Annotated in this window: 18 protein-coding genes and 2 pseudogenes; 8 read left to right on the top strand and 12 right to left on the bottom strand. The window is 60.4% G+C overall.

All coding sequences use genetic code 11. The annotated features are described in order from the left end of the window. The 5 genes from aroE to LU682_RS15740 are packed head-to-tail and all read right to left on the bottom strand — an operon-like array spanning position 1 to position 3,839. On the bottom strand, positions 1-819 hold the full coding sequence (gene aroE / locus LU682_RS15720; protein WP_010953902.1) for a shikimate dehydrogenase: 819 nt from the start codon (positions 817-819) through the stop codon (positions 1-3). Then, complete coding sequence (locus LU682_RS15725) at positions 816-2,048, bottom strand: CaiB/BaiF CoA transferase family protein (protein WP_010953901.1); 1,233 nt, start codon at positions 2,046-2,048, stop codon at positions 816-818. The genes aroE and LU682_RS15725 overlap by 4 nt, the downstream gene beginning before the upstream one ends. Next, the gene (locus LU682_RS15730) at positions 2,045-2,500 is read right to left on the bottom strand and encodes a MaoC family dehydratase (RefSeq protein WP_010953900.1); all 456 of its coding nucleotides are present in this window, start codon (positions 2,498-2,500) and stop codon (positions 2,045-2,047) included. Before LU682_RS15730 ends, LU682_RS15725 begins: the two co-directional genes overlap by 4 nt. Then, on the bottom strand, positions 2,497-2,895 hold the full coding sequence (locus tag LU682_RS15735; RefSeq protein WP_010953899.1) for a VOC family protein: 399 nt from the start codon (positions 2,893-2,895) through the stop codon (positions 2,497-2,499). Before LU682_RS15735 ends, LU682_RS15730 begins: the two co-directional genes overlap by 4 nt. After that, positions 2,892-3,839, bottom strand: a complete 948-nt coding sequence (locus tag LU682_RS15740; RefSeq protein ID WP_010953898.1) for a ketopantoate reductase family protein — start codon at positions 3,837-3,839, stop codon at positions 2,892-2,894. Before LU682_RS15740 ends, LU682_RS15735 begins: the two co-directional genes overlap by 4 nt. 93 nt (positions 3,840-3,932) lie before the next feature. On the opposite strand from LU682_RS15740, the gene LU682_RS15745 reads away from it, so the two are divergent. Together LU682_RS15745 and LU682_RS15750 are read left to right on the top strand one after the other, a co-directional pair. Beyond that, a complete protein-coding gene (locus LU682_RS15745) occupies positions 3,933-4,832 on the top strand; it encodes a LysR family transcriptional regulator (protein WP_010953897.1) in 900 nt (299 codons plus the stop codon). Between the two features lie 228 nt (positions 4,833-5,060). Further along, positions 5,061-5,519: a hypothetical protein gene (locus LU682_RS15750; RefSeq protein ID WP_010953896.1), complete on the top strand. Its 459-nt coding sequence runs from the start codon at positions 5,061-5,063 to the stop codon at positions 5,517-5,519. Between the two features lie 62 nt (positions 5,520-5,581). Here LU682_RS15750 and LU682_RS15755 read toward each other — a convergent pair whose 3' ends face one another. After that, positions 5,582-6,124, bottom strand: a complete 543-nt coding sequence (locus LU682_RS15755) for an AAA family ATPase (protein ID WP_010953895.1) — start codon at positions 6,122-6,124, stop codon at positions 5,582-5,584. A 167-nt stretch (positions 6,125-6,291) separates the two neighbouring features. Further along, complete coding sequence (locus LU682_RS15760) at positions 6,292-7,548, bottom strand: NADH:flavin oxidoreductase/NADH oxidase family protein (protein ID WP_010953894.1); 1,257 nt, start codon at positions 7,546-7,548, stop codon at positions 6,292-6,294. Positions 7,549-7,847: 299 nt separating this feature from the next. Between LU682_RS15760 and LU682_RS15765 the strand changes: the two genes are divergently transcribed. Both LU682_RS15765 and LU682_RS15770 read left to right on the top strand, forming a co-directional pair. Then, the gene (locus LU682_RS15765) at positions 7,848-8,651 is read left to right on the top strand and encodes a type 1 glutamine amidotransferase domain-containing protein (protein WP_049586134.1); all 804 of its coding nucleotides are present in this window, start codon (positions 7,848-7,850) and stop codon (positions 8,649-8,651) included. Positions 8,652-8,765: 114 nt separating this feature from the next. Next, positions 8,766-9,692 carry a hypothetical protein gene (locus LU682_RS15770; protein ID WP_051122560.1) on the top strand — a complete coding sequence of 309 codons (927 nt, stop codon included), beginning with the start codon at positions 8,766-8,768 and terminating at the stop codon, positions 9,690-9,692. A gap of 15 nt (positions 9,693-9,707) precedes the next feature. Here the strand turns inward: LU682_RS15770 and LU682_RS15775 are convergent, their stop codons facing one another. The 3 genes from LU682_RS15775 to LU682_RS15785 all read right to left on the bottom strand — a co-directional run bounded on the left by LU682_RS15775 (position 9,708) and on the right by LU682_RS15785 (position 12,164). Further along, positions 9,708-10,187 carry a MerR family transcriptional regulator gene (locus LU682_RS15775; RefSeq protein ID WP_010953890.1) on the bottom strand — a complete coding sequence of 160 codons (480 nt, stop codon included), beginning with the start codon at positions 10,185-10,187 and terminating at the stop codon, positions 9,708-9,710. A 137-nt stretch (positions 10,188-10,324) separates the two neighbouring features. Continuing rightward, a complete protein-coding gene (locus tag LU682_RS15780; RefSeq protein ID WP_010953889.1) occupies positions 10,325-11,119 on the bottom strand; it encodes an SDR family NAD(P)-dependent oxidoreductase in 795 nt (264 codons plus the stop codon). 46 nt (positions 11,120-11,165) lie between these two features. Next, entirely contained in the window at positions 11,166-12,164 is a 999-nt protein-coding gene (locus LU682_RS15785) for an NADP-dependent oxidoreductase (protein WP_049586140.1), read from the bottom strand. A 114-nt stretch (positions 12,165-12,278) separates the two neighbouring features. Here LU682_RS15785 and LU682_RS15790 point away from each other — a divergent pair, with 114 nt between their 5' ends. Continuing rightward, complete coding sequence (locus LU682_RS15790; protein WP_020190213.1) at positions 12,279-12,722, top strand: winged helix-turn-helix transcriptional regulator; 444 nt, start codon at positions 12,279-12,281, stop codon at positions 12,720-12,722. A 65-nt stretch (positions 12,723-12,787) separates the two neighbouring features. Here the strand turns inward: LU682_RS15790 and LU682_RS15795 are convergent. Then, positions 12,788-12,946 (bottom strand): annotated as a pseudogene (locus LU682_RS15795) (LysR family transcriptional regulator); the annotation flags it as partial. Between LU682_RS15795 and LU682_RS15800 the strand changes: the two are divergent. The 3 genes and pseudogenes from LU682_RS15800 to LU682_RS15810 all read left to right on the top strand — a co-directional run bounded on the left by LU682_RS15800 (position 12,923) and on the right by LU682_RS15810 (position 14,789). Beyond that, positions 12,923-13,972: an SDR family oxidoreductase gene (locus LU682_RS15800; protein ID WP_010953886.1), complete on the top strand. Its 1,050-nt coding sequence runs from the start codon at positions 12,923-12,925 to the stop codon at positions 13,970-13,972. The pseudogene LU682_RS15795 and the gene LU682_RS15800 overlap by 24 nt on opposite strands. A 51-nt stretch (positions 13,973-14,023) precedes the next feature. Beyond that, positions 14,024-14,155 (top strand): annotated as a pseudogene (locus LU682_RS15805) (histidine phosphatase family protein); the annotation flags it as partial. A gap of 118 nt (positions 14,156-14,273) precedes the next feature. Continuing rightward, entirely contained in the window at positions 14,274-14,789 is a 516-nt protein-coding gene (locus LU682_RS15810) for a GrpB family protein (protein ID WP_060488957.1), read from the top strand. A gap of 197 nt (positions 14,790-14,986) precedes the next feature. On the opposite strand, the gene LU682_RS15815 is transcribed toward LU682_RS15810, so the two are convergent. Continuing rightward, positions 14,987-15,988 carry a zinc-dependent alcohol dehydrogenase family protein gene (locus LU682_RS15815; protein WP_010953862.1) on the bottom strand — a complete coding sequence of 334 codons (1,002 nt, stop codon included), beginning with the start codon at positions 15,986-15,988 and terminating at the stop codon, positions 14,987-14,989. Positions 15,989-16,046: the final 58 nt, after the last annotated feature.

Genomic DNA, 16,046 nt, shown 5'->3' on the forward strand with positions numbered 1-16,046 from the left:
CTACTCCAAGGGAATCGTCAGCTGATTGATCACCGCACGTGTGTCGGGCCGCACCCCGCGCCACCAGGCAAACGCCTCGGCGGCCTGCTCCACCAGCATGCCGACGCCATCGGCCAGGCGCGCCTGGCCCTGCTCGCGAGCCAGGCGCAGGAAAGGCGTGAGGCCTTTGCCATAGGCCAGCTCGTAGGCCAAGGCCGCCTCGCCCAGCACATCAGCCGGCAGGGGCGGCAAGTCCGCGGTCAGGCTCGCCGAGGTGGCGTTGACGACGATGTCGAACGATTGCCCTTCCAGCGCTTCGTAGCGGCTGATGCGCAGACGCGAGTGATCGAGCTCGTTACGCAGCGCCAGCGCCTTGGCCATGTCCCGGTTGGCGATCACCAGCTCGCTAGGCCCCGCCTGCAGGAACGGCAGCAACGCCCCGCGCACCGCGCCGCCAGCACCCAGCAGCAGCACACGGCGGTTGCGCAGCGGCTCGCCAAGGTTCTCCTCGATGTCCCGCAGCAAACCGATGCCATCGAAGTTTTCGGCGACGATGCGGCCATCCTCGAACTTCAGCGCATTGGCCGCCCGTGCCAATTGCGCCCGCTCGCTGCGCCGGTCGGCCAGCTCGAAGGCACGCAGCTTGAACGGGGCGGTGATGTTCATGCCCTTCCCGCCTTCGCTACGAAACTGCAGTACCTGGGCTTCGAAGTCGTCCAGCGAGCCTTCGATAGCCCCGTATTCCAGCTGCTGGTTGCTGGCCTGGGCGAACAGGCCATGAATCAGCGGGGACTTGGTGTGGTTGATCGGTCGGCCGATCACTGCGTAGCGGTCGCTCATCGTGCATCTCCGTGGGTAAACAACACGCCATCCGCCTGCAAGGCAGTGATTTCTTCAGGGCTGAAGCCAAGCCCGGCGGCCACTTCGGCGTTGTGCTGGCCAAGGTCCGGGGCTACTTGGTGAATCGTGGTATCGCAGTCGGAAAAGCGGAACGGCAGGTTGGCCAGGCGCAGCGTGCCGTAGCGTGGGTGCTGCTGCTCGATGACCATGTTGCGTGCCTGGATCTGCGGGTCGGCCAGCACTTCATCGATGCGTTGAACCTTGGCACTGGGGATGTCGATGCCATCGAGCAACGCCAGGATCTCGGCCACCCGACGCGCGCCAACCCAATCGCGGACCACCGCCAGGATCGCCTCGCGGTGGGCGTTGCGGCCGTTGAGGCCGTGGTAGCGGCGGTCGCTGCCGAACCCGGGCGGGCCGCCGTTGGCTTCGAGCATGGCCGCGAAGCGCTGCCAGGCATCGTCGACCTGGGCGGCGATCACCAGGTCGCCGTCGGTGGCGCGGAACACGCCGTACAGGGTCGAGGTGGGCATGTCGTGGCCGGTCTGCTGGGGCAACACAGTGCCACCGGACAGCGTGTAACACTGCACCGCGTATTCGTGCATCGACACCAGGGTGTCGTACAGCGCCATGTCGATGTGCTGGCCACGGCCACTGCTCACCCGGCCGAGCAGCGCGGCATTGATCGCCGCCACCGCGTGGATGCCGGTGTACATGTCGCCCAGGGAAATACGCAGCAGCGGCGGTGCCTCGCCCGGCACGCCCACCATCTGCATGATCCCGCTCTTGGCCTCGGCGATCAGACCGAAGCCGGCGCGGTGGGCGTCCGGCCCGGTATGGCCGTAGGCGGAAATCGAGCAGTACACCAGGCGCGGGTTGCGCGCCGACAGCTCGGCGTAGCCCAGGCCCAGCTTGTCCAGGGCGCCGGGGCGGTAGTTCTCGATGAACACGTCGGCCGAATCGGTCAGGCGCTGCATGAACGCCTTGCCGCGCGGGTCCTTCATGTTGACGCTGACGCCCTGCTTGCCCATGTTCAGCTGCAGGAAATAGCCGCTCTGCTGGTCGTCCAGGGTGAACGCATGCTGGCGGCCGGCGTCGCCGCTACCCGGCCGCTCGACCTTGATCACCTCTGCGCCGAGCGCCGCCAGGCAACGGCCGACATAGGGGCCGGCGAGGAAGTGGCTGTAGTCAACGACGCGGATACCCGCCAATGGCAATGTCTGGCTCATGCTAATGCCCTGCGCGGCACCATCAACCGGTGCTCGCCACGTTGCACGACTTCGCCGTGCTGGTTGATCAGTTCCGAAGGCAGCACCACGATGCCCCAGCCAGGTCGGCTGTTGCTCGGGCGCATCGCACCCACCCGCATGCGCACATGGAGCACGTCGTTGACCTTGATCGGCAGCACGAAGTCCCAGGTCCAGCCCAGCGACATGCCCGGCAGGAAGCGGTACTCGCACTGGGTCTTCAGGCCGTCGGCGATCGACAGCCCGAACAGGCCGTGGGCGACCAGGCAGCCAAAGTGGCTGGCGTTGGCGTAGGCCTCATCGACATGCACCGGGGTGTGGTCGCCGGTGAGGTCGGCGTAGGCCAGGATGCGTTCGCGGGTCACGGTGTAGGTCGGGCTGATGCACTCATCGCCTTCGCGGGCATCGTCCCAGTACTTTTCAATCACGCTCATGCCTGCACCTCCGCGCGCGGGTCGATGGCCAGTGCCTGGGCTACGCATTTGGCTGGCAGCGCCTGGATGAACTCCACCGCCAGGCCATCAGGCAGGCGCAGCCAGTTGCGGCCCTGGGGCATCTCACTGACGCCAAAGCGTTGGGCGGCGGCCAGCGCCGCTTCCAGGTCTTCGCACATGATGCCCAGGTGCGCCAGGCGCCCTTCAGGGCCAGCGAAGTCCGGCTGGTGAATGAACTGCAGGCCGCCGAGTGTCCAGTACTGCGCCGGTTGCTCGACGTCACCCTGCACTTCACGCATGGTCATGCCGCACACCTCGCTGAAAAAGCGGATATGCCACTGAATGTCCTGCACCCAGAACGCCACGTGTTCGAGGTAGGCTTTTGGCTGGCTCATGGGGTTTCCCTCTTCTGGTGATCGGCCATGGCGCGCTCGATACCCTTGATGCAGGCCACCAGGGTCGCGTTGACCGGCGTGGCCACGCCATGGCGCTGGCCCCAGCGCACGACGGAGCCGTTGATGAAGTCGATTTCGGTGATCGAGTTTTTTTCCAGGCTCTGCAGCATCGAGGTGCGGAAGCTCGCCGGCAGGCCTTCGGCGGCCAGTGACCAGGCAGCCTCGGGGCTGGTCAGGCTCAAGCGGATGCCGGCGCGCTCGGCCACGGCGATGGCCTCGGCCACGGCGGCCTTGGCGGTGCTTTCCAGCAGCGGCTCGCTGTACAGCTGGCCGTAGCTGAGCCTGGTGATGCCGCTCAACGCACCGGTGGCGACGTTGACCAGCAGCTTGTCCCACATGGTGCCGAGGATGTTGTCGCTGACCGTGGTGGCCAGCCCGGCATTGTTGAACGCTTCGGCGATGGCCTGCACGCGGGGCGTCAGCTGGCCGTCGAGCTCGCCGATGAAAGTCTGTTTGCCGGCCACACCGGCGCGGATCGAGCCCGGCGCGAGGAGCACGCCGCCGACATAGGTCTTGCCAGCCAGCACCCGCTCGCGACCCACCACTTCGGCCAGGATGTCCTCGTGGCCGAGCCCGTTCTGCAGCGACAGCACCAGCGTCTGTGGGCCTATCAGCCCGTGGGCACCGGCGATGGCCTCGGCAGTGTGAAACGACTTCACCAGCACCACCACCAAATCGGTCACGCCAACGTCTACGGCTTCGATGGCCGCCTTGACCGGTACATGGCGCTCGCCCCGTTCGTCCTGCACCCGCAGCCCATGCTGGTTGATCGCCTCGACATGCGCGCGGCCGCGGTTCAGCAGCCAGGTTTCATGCCCTGCCTCGCTCAAGGCCGCGCCGATGGCGCAACCCAGTGCACCGGCGCCCAGAATGCAGATTTTCACGTCGCAGACCTCCTGTGATTTGCGATCACCTTATGCAGCGGGGTTTATTTGCGCTATACAATGCCCTCAATACAGCTATTGAGAATTTCAATAATGACTACCCTGGAGGCCCTGCCCGAACCCAAGCTGCTGCAGCTGTTCGACGTGCTGTATCAATGCCGCAGCGTGACCCGCGCCGCCGAACAGCTGGGGCAGAGCCAGCCGACCATCAGCATCTGGCTGGCGCGCCTGCGCGAGCAATTGAACGACCCGCTGTTCGTGCGCACGCCAGGCGGCATGGCCCCTACCCCGCGCGCCGATCAGCTGATAGGGCCGTGCCGCGAGGTGCTGGAATCGCTGCGCCGGCTGACCGCCTGGGAGCCGCAGTTCATCGCCGCCACAGCGCAGCGGCGTTTTCGCCTGTGTGTCAGCGATGCCAGCCACATCACCTTGCTGCCCAGCATCCTCAACCATCTGCGCAGCCATGCGCCGGGCATCCGCCTGGAGGCGGCGCGGATCGACGGCAATACCGAGAGCGCGCTGGAATCGGGCGAAGCGGACCTGGCCATCGGCTTCGTGCCCTGGTTGGGCGGGGGGATGTATCAACAGGTGCTGTTCGAGCAGGACTGGGTGTGCCTGAGCAACCCGCAGCATCCGCGCCTGGGCGATGGCATGAGCCTGGAGCGGTATCGGGCCGAGGGGCATGTGCAGATCAGTTTCGGCACCGGGCAGAAGCTGCTGGAAGCGGGATTGGCGCGGGCCGGGATCGAACGGCGGATCATGCTCGAGCTGCCAGCGTTTCTCGGGCTGGGGAAGATAATCGGGACTACCGACCTACTGGGCACCTTGCCGCGGCATATCGGGCAGACACTGGCCGATATGCATGGGCTACAGGTCCATGACTGCCCGTTCGAAGTGGAGGGATTCACGGTCAAACAGCATTGGCACGCCCGCTATCATCAGGACAATGGAAATCGATGGTTGAGGGAGGTCGTTCGCGGATTGTTCCAGTGAGCCAGCCAAGCATGATCCCGTTTCGACTTGGATAGCTGATGTGATTCAGCCCATCCGCCATGGCCGCAAGCCCATCTTCGTGAAGCACAGAGATCAGTCACGGATCCCGGATAAATCCGCTTCTGCAACCGCGCGCAACTGCGGATCGGGCAGAGCAGTTGTCTTGCGACTAGCTTTACCTCGGACACTGAAATCTCCGTTCAAAGCTCAACCAGGTAAAGGTTCGTTATGACTAGAATAATCGAGCTGACGATCACCGACGGTTACCTCAATCCGTTTGCCTCGCCGGAAAACCCCAAGTTAAGCCCCGAACTGGCGGACTATCTGTCAGATAGCGCCTGGTACCACCCCGAACTGTGCCAGCACATCCGTTGCCCGGAAGACGAGCGAGAACGCCTGCAGCAAGCGATCAAAAATACCTTCGCGCAAAAGCGGGAACAACTCGGAGGGGATATTCGCACCCAACGGCTGGTGGCGCTGACACTCTTGGGCTTGGCGCTAGCCTTGGTGCTGGCTGGCACAGCGCTGGGCATTGAAGGCACCATCCCGGTGGGCGTTGTTACTGTCACCGCGTGGATGCTGCTTTGGCGTAGCGCAGAGATATTTTTTCTGGATATCCGCAGCATTAAACGGCAGCAGCGCAAGTACCAACGCATTGCCAGCGCATCAAAGCAGTTTGTGCCTTAGTTCTGGCGGGCTGGAAATCCGACTTTTCAACTCCTATGTCTTCGCAACCACCGGCGATTCAGTCAATGACCTTGCACGACCTGATCCGGCTGCGTGCCCATACTCGCGAGAAAAACATCGGTATCCCGATTGGTCCGCAGGCAGACCACGCGACAGTCCGACGGGGCCGTCGCCACGAATCGCTTCATCGCCTCCCGAGACGAGGTTTTCGTCCGCCACATGAACCTGAAAAACTCCGGCAGGTTGGCCAGCAGTTCCGGGCAGTTTTCCGGCAAGTCAGGCCGGGATCGACCGCGGTTCGACATTGTTCTGAGGAGCACGCGCCAGAATCGGAGCGGCGCCGAGCGATCAATCCATATCAACATGTCAGCGCGGGCCAGCCGGTTGTTCCATGTGGTCGAATGCCCGCCTTCGAAGATCCAGCGCTCACGGGCCTCTATCTCATTACAAAGACGCGTCTTCTCGTCGCGGCTCCGCTCGACCCACCCTGGCTGCCAATGAATCGTGTCGATATGCACGACCGGCAAGCCTGTGCGCTCGCCAAGCTTGCGCGCCAGGGTACTTTTCCCAGACCCTGGCTGACCAATGATCATCACCCGTTGCATTGAAGCTCCCTCTCGCCATGCCTACTGAATTTCGGGCGCGCGATTCTACGGCAATGGGCGACGCGGTCAAGGCACGGGCAACAGCGTCGCGGCATTGGGTGATGAACTCGCCGAGGACATCTTCATGAACCAGGGCGTAGTCCGGTGCAACGCAGGTCTGGCCAGCGTCATCTTGCGTCTTCCAGGCCGTTGTAATGCGCAGACGTTTCAACCCATCTTCGATACTGGCGAGCGCGACAGGCCATGAAGAGCTGTTGCTGGATCAGCGCGCGCAACGGCGAAACGCTCGGGTCGGGCTTTTTAGCCCGGCTGAGTTTGCGCAGTTGAAACTTCACTACTGCCATGTTCGCCAAGGATGCGATGGCTTTGTTTTTCCAGGTGATCGGTGGCAATTGAGGGGCGTTGTCCTTGCCCTGCAACCAGTCACGAGGCAAGTGCGGATCGATGGCTAACGCCGTTCCGATACCCACCATGTCCACACCGCTCTGCACGACGCTTTCGGCCACCGGGCGCCGACGTATACCGCCAGTGACCATCATCGGCATTTTGGCGACGGTTTGGAGATCACGGGCGAACTCGACGAAATAAGCTTCGCGAGCCAGGGTGCGACCATCGCGCGCGTCACCCTGCATGGCGGGGACTTCGTAGCTGCCTCCCGATAACTCCACCATGTCTACGCCCAGGTCGTTGAGCCACTCAACGACCTTTTTCGCGTCTTCGGTGGTGAACCCTCCGCGCTGGAAATCGGCGGAGTTGAGTTTGACCGCCACTGCAAAATCCACAGAAACCACGGCCCGGACCGCCTTGACGATTTCGAGCAACAGGCGCGCCCGGTTTTCCAGAGAGCCACCCCACTCGTCCTTCCTGTGGTTGGTCAGCGGCGAAAGGAACTGGCTCAACAAATAGCCGTGGGCAGCGTGGATCTCCACACCTGTGAATCCGGCTTGTTCGCCCAGGCGTGCGGTGTTCGCAAAGCGCTGAATAACCTCTTCGATCACACCGGGAGTCATCGCGTGAGGCGTGTCAAAACGCTTGGACATTTTGCCCAGTTCCAGCGGCACGGCTGACGGTGCCCAGGTTTTTTGCCCAAGATTGGACTGCATCTGCCGCCCTGGGTGGTTTATCTGCAACCAGAACTGCGCACCGCCGGATCGACCAATACGCGCCCAGCGCTTGAACTTGTCCAGTTGCTGATCGTCCTGTAATACCACGCCACCCGGCCCGGTCATGGCGCGGCCGTCGACCATCACATTGCCAGTGATAATCAGGCCGGCACCACCGTCGGCCCACGCTTGATAGAGACGCATGAGTGCTTCGGAAGGCGCCTGGTGGGCATCCGCCATGTTCTCTTCCATGGCGGCTTTGGCGATTCGGTTCTTGACGGTCGAACCGTTGGGAAGCATCAGGGTGTCGAACACATTCATGGAGCAGTCCTCAACTGGAAATGCGGCCACCTTAAGTTTGAAGTCGACTTTAAGGTCAATACCTTTTTCAAGGTCAGTCGATTTTCAACACGCCGGCACCTGGCAAGTGCGTCACCCGATGGGCGCCCAACAACCGAGTGGGGGTGTTCAATCGAAGTCTTGGCCGTACCGGGTGAAAAGCTCGAGCGCGAATCAAACCCAGCGCCAGATGCATCGGACATTATTTGCAGCAAGGGGATTGACCTTAAAGCGAGGTTTAAGGTGAGCATGCACTGACCTGCTTGAGTGATGGAGCTCGGATGATGCTCAAGACCTTTGTTTCTTATGCGTTGGTACTGATAGGTAGCGCTTTCATGACATTTGCAAATGCTGGCACCGCCGCTTCCACAACGACTGCCAAGAATAGCCAGATTCTGGTGATTATGACCAATCACGCCAGATATCCTTCACGCACCGATTCCACGGGGTTGTGGCTAACTGAGCTGACGCATTTCACCGATGTGGTGGAGGCGGCTGGCTACAGCACAGTTTTTGCCAGTCCCAAAGGCGGTGCGGTGCCACTGGACGAGCGCAGTCTCGGTTGGCTGTACATGGACAAGGCCGCGCGTGAGCATTTGCAGTCCCCGGCCTTTCGCGCCCGCTTGCAGAACACGCTGCCGATCGCAGATATCGATCCGTCCCAGTTCGGCGTCATCTACTTCACCGGGGGCCATGGCGTGATGTGGGACTTCCCCAATAATCCCGACCTGCGACGTGTCGCCGAAACCATCTACAACCAGGGTGGCATCGTCTCGGCCGTCTGCCATGGCGTAGCGGGCCTGCTGGATCTGAAGGATGAAAAGGGCCAGTTGATCATCAAGGGCAAGAACATCACCGGCTTCTCTGATCGCGAAGAACTGTTCTCCGGCATGAAAAGCCAGGTGCCCTTCTTCCTTGAGGACAAGTTGGTGAGTCAGGGTGCTCGGTACCGCAAAGGCTGGCTGCCATTCACGTCATTTGCCATCACGGATGGAAGGCTTGTCACCGGCCAAAACCCTCAATCACCCAAAGCCGTAGCTGAAGCGGTGATGGCGGTGCTCTCTGGCGACAACGTAGCTCGCTGAACCCTCAAGTTGTTCCCACCCGCGGAGAAAGACCGATTGAAACTTGCAAGCACCGCATTAACAGGATTGCTGTTCAGCTCAATTGCCAACCAAGGGTTGGCGGGGACGCCTGAAATGCTCACGTCGACTGAAACCAACACAATCGAAATCGCAGGCCACCCGGTGCCGGTCGTCAAAGGCGGCCTGTACGACCGTTATCGCTCGAACCCGCCCTTGTCGGTGATTGCAGCAGAGCTGCCGGGTGTTGATTTGAGCTGGTTCAAAGGACTGGAAAAGCACAAGGTCGACATTGGCTTCGAGTCATACTCCCCGAACTTCTACTACCAGAACAGTCGGGTAACGGCTGTCTACACGGCCGACTTGGACGCACTTCGGGCATTGATGCCGCCGGAAGTACTAGCAACCGCATCCCCCCTGCAAGTCTGGCCAGGCCGGGGCTTGGTTGCGTTTACTGCATACACCTATGAGCATTGTGATAACGACGCCTATAACGAAGTGGCCGTGTCGATCATTACCAACACGCCAGGCAAAACCAATCTGGGTCCGTTCACACTGATTGGCCAGTCGATGTCCGGCGACTTTTGGGGCTATGTACTCAAGCTGCCGGTCAATACCGAGCTTGCACGGGTGCGTGGTGTCGTCGGTTACAACCTGCCTAAATGGCTGACCGGTATCGACCGCAAAGAAGATGCCCAGTCTGTGGTCTATGACATCATCGACAGCCAGACCGGAAAAGTCGACGTGTCCTTCAAAGCGAAGAAGCTCGACAAGCTCTCTCGCGAAGTCGATATCGTCACCAGCAGCTTTACCAATCTCGATCATCAGGGCCAGTTGGCATACGGTTATGCGGTTTCCCGCCAACTGCGTCATGGCTCGAGCCGCGACGCAGATTCAGCCACCCTCACACTAGGCGACGGCGCTCTGTCGAATTACCTCCGCACCCTGAAGTTGGGGAAAATGATGAAGTACGAATACGTGCCAGCGTTTCAGAGTGCGCTCTATGCACCCAAACCACTCGCCGGCCTGATTGGCGAGCGCTGAGACCTTTTGCGCCTGTCAGGCCCCGGAAGCCTGGCGGGCGTTTTTTCTCGTTGAAGACGTTACCGCACGCTTGCCGGACGCTTGGCCAACCCCTTCTTCACGCAAACGATTTATCAGCATTTGCGCATTGTCCGCGCACGCCATGCCTTCGGGCTTACCCTCAATGCCTTCGATGACGCGCAGAAGTTGCGCTTTGTTTTGTGCTAGCCGTTCCTCCAGCGCACTGATTTCCTCAACCTTTTGCTTGAGCCCAGTGAGCAACTCGTCGTGCCGCCAGCCACTGGCGTCCATCGGCATCAATTGCCGGATCTCCTCCAAAGAAAAACCTGCCGCCTGTGCGCTGGTTATAAGTTGCAGCACCCATTCGGTATCAGGCGCATAGTCCCGGTATCCATTGGCCTTGCGCTCGACGGAGCTGATCAGGCCACTGGCCTCATAGAATCGAATGCGTGACGGTGCCAGTCCACTGATTTTTGCCAGTTCACCTATTCTCATACCTCACCCTGAAAAACCTATTGACCTTAAAGTTGACTTTAAACCTGAAGTCATCGGGCGGCCAAGCACAACGTGTGACTTGGTCGCCTTGGTTTCATAGGGAAGCGGAGGCCGCGGATTCGATCATTCGTACACAATCACGCGCTCAGTGGGCGCTGATATCGTTCAGCCGCGTGGGTTTGTCGAATGTCAGACATCAGCCCTTGACGTGCACCTTCCAGTGCATCCCAGCGCTCGGCAACATGAAGTGGCGGGATGGTTACCAACTCGCGACGGTCGAAACCGACAAGTGCAGCATCGACCAGCTCACCGACCTCCATCACCTCCGGGAGTGTGTTGACGTCAATGCCGGCACGCGCCCAGATCTCGGTGCGGGTCGCTGCCGGCAGCACCGCTTGCACGTACACGCCCTTGGGTGACAGCTCCTGACTCAGCCCCTGTGACAGAAACAGCACGAAGGCTTTGGTAGCGCCGTAGATGGACATGCCGAACTCGGGCGCAAAACCCACCACTGAACCCACGTTGACGATCGCACCAGTGCCCGACTGCGCGAGGCGCGGCGCGATTGCAGCAGCGAGCCGCGTCAGCGCGGTAGTGTTGAGCGTGACAAGGCGCTCAATAGCTTCAGCGGACTGGTCCAGGAAACCACCCGATTGGGCCATACCCGCGTTGTTGATCAACACGCCGATATTGGCGTCGTCGCGCAGCCGACTTTCAAGCACGGACAGGTCTGCCGAGCTTGTCAGGTCGGCTGGCAGCACCTCAACGGCCACATGGCTTTCCTCGCGCAGACGTAATGCAAGCGCCTCCATGCGCGATGTGTCGCGCGCCACAAGGATGAGATCGTGGCCACGACGGGCGAAACGCTCGGCGTAGGTGGCGCCAATGCCGCTGGAGGCGCCAGTAATGAGTACGGTCGGACGTGTGGTCATGGAAGTTACCTTTATGTCGATGGTTGTGTGAGAAATACGGCGGCAGTCACATCTTGATTACGACCTTGCCCTTGGAGCGCCCTTGAGCAAGGTACTCAAGCGCACCCTTTGCGTCCTCGAACGGAAATACCCGGTCGATCACCGGCTGAATTTGCTGGGCGTCCAGAAGCTTGCCGATTTCGGCGAGTTGGGCACCGTCGGGCTGCACGAAAAGAAACGAGTATTGGACATTCCGCCTCTTTGCCAGGCGCATGATCTTGCGGCTCATCAGGCCGAACACGAAGGTCAGGAGGAGGTTCAGGCGTTTGGCCCGGGCGAACGCAGCATCCAGTGGGCCAACGAGCGAGACAATCTGGCTTCCGGGTCTGAGGATGGACAAGGATTTTTCAATCGCATCCCCCCTTACGGTTCCGAGCACCGCGTCGTAGTCGCGCAGCACGGTCTCGAAATCCTGCGTCTTGTAGTCCACAACCTCGTCCGCCCCCAGAGCGCGCACCAGGTCAACGTTGCCTGTACTGGTAGTGGTGCCCACCTTTGCACCGAGGTGTTTGGCCAACTGGATTGCGAATGTACCGATGCCCCCCGACCCGGCAGGAATGAACACCTTCTGCCCGGCCTGAAGCTTGAGGCGCTCTTTCAGCGCTTGCCATGAGGTGAGGCCGACCATCGGGATCGACGCCGCCTGCTCGAAGCTCAGATTGGCCGGTTTCAGCGCGGCGGCGCTTTCCGGCACAACCGCGAACTCCGCAATCGCCCCTGTGCCAAGATCGAAGAGGCTGGCGAAGACAGCATCGCCTGGCTTGAAGCGGGTCACATTGCTACCTACCTCGGTCACGATGCCGGCCAGATCGCTGCCCAGGGTGGCTGGCAGCTGGAAATGCAATACAGGCTTGAACATCCCCGTTGGAATCATGTTGTCGATCGGGTTCAGGCCGGCAGCGTGGACTTGCACCAGTAATTCGTCAGCCTTTGGCGTGGGGCGGGGAACGTCGGCCAACCCGATGTCGGGTGACTTGCCGTAGCGCTTGAAGGTCAGTGCTTGCATGATTCGGCTATTCATCATTGGTTTTTGCGGGTGGATGGCTCGTCATCGAGGTGTTACTATCGATTTGATACAGACAATACTACCCTTTCGCAGGCAGGTCACTATCAAAATAGTATGGACGTGAAAAATAGTTGCGATAACCCGTGCCCGATCGCCCGCAGCCTGGCAGTTGCCGGTGATGCCTGGAGCATATTGATCCTGCGTGATGCCCATGCCGGCCTTTCTCGCTTTGACCAATTCAGGAAAAGCCTGGGAATTGCACCGACAATGCTGACCCGCCGGCTGGCGACACTGACGGAGGAAGGATTACTGGAGAAGCGGCGCTACTCCGAGCACCCGCCTAGGGAGGAGTACCTGCTGACCGCTGCGGGTCGCGATTTTCTGCCTGTGCTGTTCATGATTGGTGCATGGGGCCGGCAATACCGAGGCGGTGGTAAGCTGACGCGCTTCTTCGATGCGCAAACAGGCACAGAAATCAAAGCTGTCGCCGTGGACGAGATTACGGGGGCGAAGATCGGCACGCGCCCCCTGCGCATTGTCACACCTGAGGAAAGTTGACACGCCCTCTGCAGCCTTGGTCGGCGGCCGGTGAGGTGCTGTTCAGTGATCAGGGTGATGCTGGATCAACCGTCAACATGTGCCGAGGACAGGGCTTCGAGCAGAACCCGTTCCAAGGTGTCAAAAAAGCATTTGATGTGAGGTTGCTTCAAGGCCTGAGGCCGGGTCACCAAATAGATCTCCATATCTGGAAGCTGGAGATGCGGGAACAGCTCGACCAAGTTGGGTCAGGCGGCGTGACCGGAGCAACCGGTTTGCTGGGCAACAACCTGGTGCGTGAATTGGTCGCTCGCGGCTACACGGTCAAAGGCCTGGTCCGCTCAAAAGCCAAAGGTGAACAGCAGTTCAACAACCTGCCGGGTGTGGAGTTGGTCGTTGGGGACATGGCCGAGGTCGACGCATTCGCAGCATCGCTGCAAGGTTGCGATACGGTGTTTCACACAGCGTCGTTCTTTCGCGATAACTACAAGGGCGGCAGCCACTGGAAAGAACTCGAACAGATAAACGTGTCGGGTACGCGGCGCCTGCTTGAGCAGGCCTACGGGGCCGGCATACGACGGTTCATCCATACGTCTTCCATTGCTGTGCTCAACGGCGCACCTGGCACGTCCATCGAGGAGAACTGCCTGAGGGCCGACGCCGACGCCGATGACTACTACCGCAGCAAGATCCTCGCTGACCGTGTCGTATTGTCGTTCCTGGAGAGCCACCCCCAGATGCATGCCTGTATGGTCCTGCCTGGCTGGATGTGGGGGCCTGGCGACGTTGGCCCAACCTCGTCGGGGCAATTGGTCAACGATGTGGTACAGGGCAAGTTGCCCGGGTTGATCCCTGGCAGTTTTTCCATTGTCGATGCCCGCGATGTGGCATTGGCACACATTGCCGCAGCCAGACATGGGCGCCGAGGTGAGCGCTATCTCGCGGCGGGTCGACATATGACAATGCGCGAACTGATGCCTGTTTTAGGACGTATGGCGGGCGTCAAGACACCAGCCCGACAAATACCGCTGCCCTTTCTATACACCTTGGCGGCTGTGCAGGAGATCTACGCGCGCCTGACCGGCAGACCCATTCTGCTGAGCATGGCCACGTTGCGTCTACTGGTTCGAGAGCAGGACCGCACCCGTTTCGACCACCGCAAGAGTGAACAGGAGCTTGGGCTGAGTTTCCGGGCACTCGAGCTGACAATCGCCGACACCGTGGCGTGGTACCGTGATCACGGCTGGTTTGAAAAAGGCAGCCGACTGTGAGCGGGGAAATAATCCTGATGCGCCACGGCCAGCCAAAACGAGTCACAGCCATTGTTCGGTCATGGCTTCATGAACCGGATGATCTCCAAACAACTGATGGCAGACGGATGGAAACGCCAAACGCGTAACGGCAGCCAGTATTGGAGTGCGACGGTCTATCGATATGCGAGTGTTGAAGCGTGAATCGCCCGGATTCCGAAGACACATCTCGGCGACAGTGATTGCCCTGTAAGTCGGTGGCAAATGCACACGCCTTGATGGACAATCCGGCGCCTCAAGTAGTTATCGCCAAGGAACGGACATGGCACTGACCAGCAAGATTACCCCCTACGATCCCACATGGCCCGCCCGCTTCCTGACAGACAAGCCACTCATAGCCTCGGCATTCGACGCTGAACTGATTGCTATCCACCACGTTGGAAGCACGTCTGTCCCAGGGCTGGCGGCGAAGCCCGAACTGGATGTGCTCATTGAGGTTCACGCGCATCGCAATACCTCGACGCGGGACGAGGTGTTGATGGCTTTGGGGTATGTACGGGGAAGTGATCTGTCAGAGGGCCATCATTTCTACCGGCGCAATGTGGATGGGATTCGTACGCACAAGCTCCATGTTTGTACCCGCGACCACCTGACGATCACTCAGATGCTGGGGTTCAGAGATTTGCTCAGGCGCGATGCCTCGATCCGCCAACAGTATGAAACGCTGAAGCTTCAGTTGGAGTCGAGCAATACGGGTGGGATGGCTGAGTATCTAGAGAAAAAGGCTCCTTTCATTATCGCAGCGCTGCTTCATGCCGGTATAACCCCGCGTGAATGATCGATTTTTCTGCCTCACCCTTTCCTCCCGACAGTAGCGACGAAGTCACCACTTCGACTGCAGCCAGCTTGACCGGCCGCCGGCACCGCCTGGAACAAAGCCCCTCACGTCAAGGAACGACTTTCATGATCACTTGCCATCAAGGCTTGAAGCGGGCGTTTCCGGCGGGTAATTACTGATAGATAGAGCTCAGGAGACTATTCACTTATCAACTGGATAACCGTCTTGCCCCTGCCGCGACCTTCGGCGACCTGTCGGAATGCGTCGTTGACCTCATCCAATGCAAACTGTTGCGGGTCCACCCGGATCGCCAGTTGCCCGGCATTGGCCAGAACGGCAGCCTCGCGCAGGATACTTCCATGGTGTTCGCGTCCCTTGCCGGTTAGCAGCGGTGCCAGGGTAAATACGCCCGAGTAGGTGGCACTTTTGAAGGATAAAGGCGCGAGACTGTGCTGGCCCCAACCGAGGCAGCTGAGTACGTGCCCGGTATAAGGCTTTACTGCCTTGAATGACGCGTCCAACGTGCTGCCGCCGACGGTGTCATAAACGATGTCGAAACCTTCCCCGGCCGTATATTGTTCGACATAGGCCTCTACACCCTGCGCCTGATAGTCAATTGCCGTGGCCCCCAGCGAGCGAATGAAGTCTAGACTGCCCGCGGAGCCGGTGGCGTAGACTTCGGCACCTCGAGCCTTGGCCAATTGCACCGCAACTTGGCCGACGCCACCTGCGCCGCCATGAATCAGCACACGCTGACCACTACGAACATTTGCGTGATCTACCAAACCTTCCCAGGCGGTGATGAATACCAACGGCAGCGCGGCAGCCTCACGCATGCCGAGTGCATGCGGCTTTGATGCAATCAGCCTGGCATCCACGGCGATGTATTCGGCCAGGGTGCCTTGGGCGCCGCCGATTCCGCCGGCCATGCCGAAGACCTCCTGGCCAGGCGTGAAGCCATCAACTGCCTCGCCCAGTTCGACGACCGTACCGGCGAGATCCAGGCCGAGCACGGCCGGCAACTCCTGGCGGGCGTGAGCACCCGCACCGATTGCAATCTTGGTGTCGAGCGGGTTGACCCCGGCGGCGTGAATCCGCACCAAAACCTGCCCCTTACCGGGCACAGGGCGGGCGATGTGGCGCACGACCAGCGGGGTCTGGGCGGATTCGGCGATAGCGGCAAGCATGGTCTGATTCATGACGGGAACCTCTGAATGAGTGGACGCTTACAGGTTGCACCGTCTTCCTCATTCCGAT

The organism is Pseudomonas alloputida (genome assembly GCF_021283545.2).
Classification (GTDB): Bacteria; Pseudomonadota; Gammaproteobacteria; order Pseudomonadales; family Pseudomonadaceae; genus Aquipseudomonas; species Aquipseudomonas alloputida.

Coding starts and splice junctions, on each gene's coding strand:
- LU682_RS15810 (WP_060488957.1), top strand. CDS start 14,274: ATGGCACTGACCAGCAAGATTACCCCCTACGATCCCACATGGCCCGCC.
- LU682_RS15750 (WP_010953896.1), top strand. CDS start 5,061: ATGACTAGAATAATCGAGCTGACGATCACCGACGGTTACCTCAATCCG.
- LU682_RS15745 (WP_010953897.1), top strand. CDS start 3,933: ATGACTACCCTGGAGGCCCTGCCCGAACCCAAGCTGCTGCAGCTGTTC.
- LU682_RS15775 (WP_010953890.1), bottom strand. CDS start 10,187: ATGAGAATAGGTGAACTGGCAAAAATCAGTGGACTGGCACCGTCACGC.
- aroE (WP_010953902.1), bottom strand. CDS start 819: ATGAGCGACCGCTACGCAGTGATCGGCCGACCGATCAACCACACCAAG.
- LU682_RS15765 (WP_049586134.1), top strand. CDS start 7,848: ATGATGCTCAAGACCTTTGTTTCTTATGCGTTGGTACTGATAGGTAGC.
- LU682_RS15735 (WP_010953899.1), bottom strand. CDS start 2,895: ATGAGCCAGCCAAAAGCCTACCTCGAACACGTGGCGTTCTGGGTGCAG.
- LU682_RS15725 (WP_010953901.1), bottom strand. CDS start 2,048: ATGAGCCAGACATTGCCATTGGCGGGTATCCGCGTCGTTGACTACAGC.
- LU682_RS15785 (WP_049586140.1), bottom strand. CDS start 12,164: ATGCAAGCACTGACCTTCAAGCGCTACGGCAAGTCACCCGACATCGGG.
- LU682_RS15770 (WP_051122560.1), top strand. CDS start 8,766: ATGCTCACGTCGACTGAAACCAACACAATCGAAATCGCAGGCCACCCG.
- LU682_RS15815 (WP_010953862.1), bottom strand. CDS start 15,988: ATGAATCAGACCATGCTTGCCGCTATCGCCGAATCCGCCCAGACCCCG.
- LU682_RS15755 (WP_010953895.1), bottom strand. CDS start 6,124: ATGCAACGGGTGATGATCATTGGTCAGCCAGGGTCTGGGAAAAGTACC.
- LU682_RS15780 (WP_010953889.1), bottom strand. CDS start 11,119: ATGACCACACGTCCGACCGTACTCATTACTGGCGCCTCCAGCGGCATT.
- LU682_RS15730 (WP_010953900.1), bottom strand. CDS start 2,500: ATGAGCGTGATTGAAAAGTACTGGGACGATGCCCGCGAAGGCGATGAG.
- LU682_RS15760 (WP_010953894.1), bottom strand. CDS start 7,548: ATGAATGTGTTCGACACCCTGATGCTTCCCAACGGTTCGACCGTCAAG.
- LU682_RS15800 (WP_010953886.1), top strand. CDS start 12,923: ATGCGGGAACAGCTCGACCAAGTTGGGTCAGGCGGCGTGACCGGAGCA.
- LU682_RS15790 (WP_020190213.1), top strand. CDS start 12,279: ATGGACGTGAAAAATAGTTGCGATAACCCGTGCCCGATCGCCCGCAGC.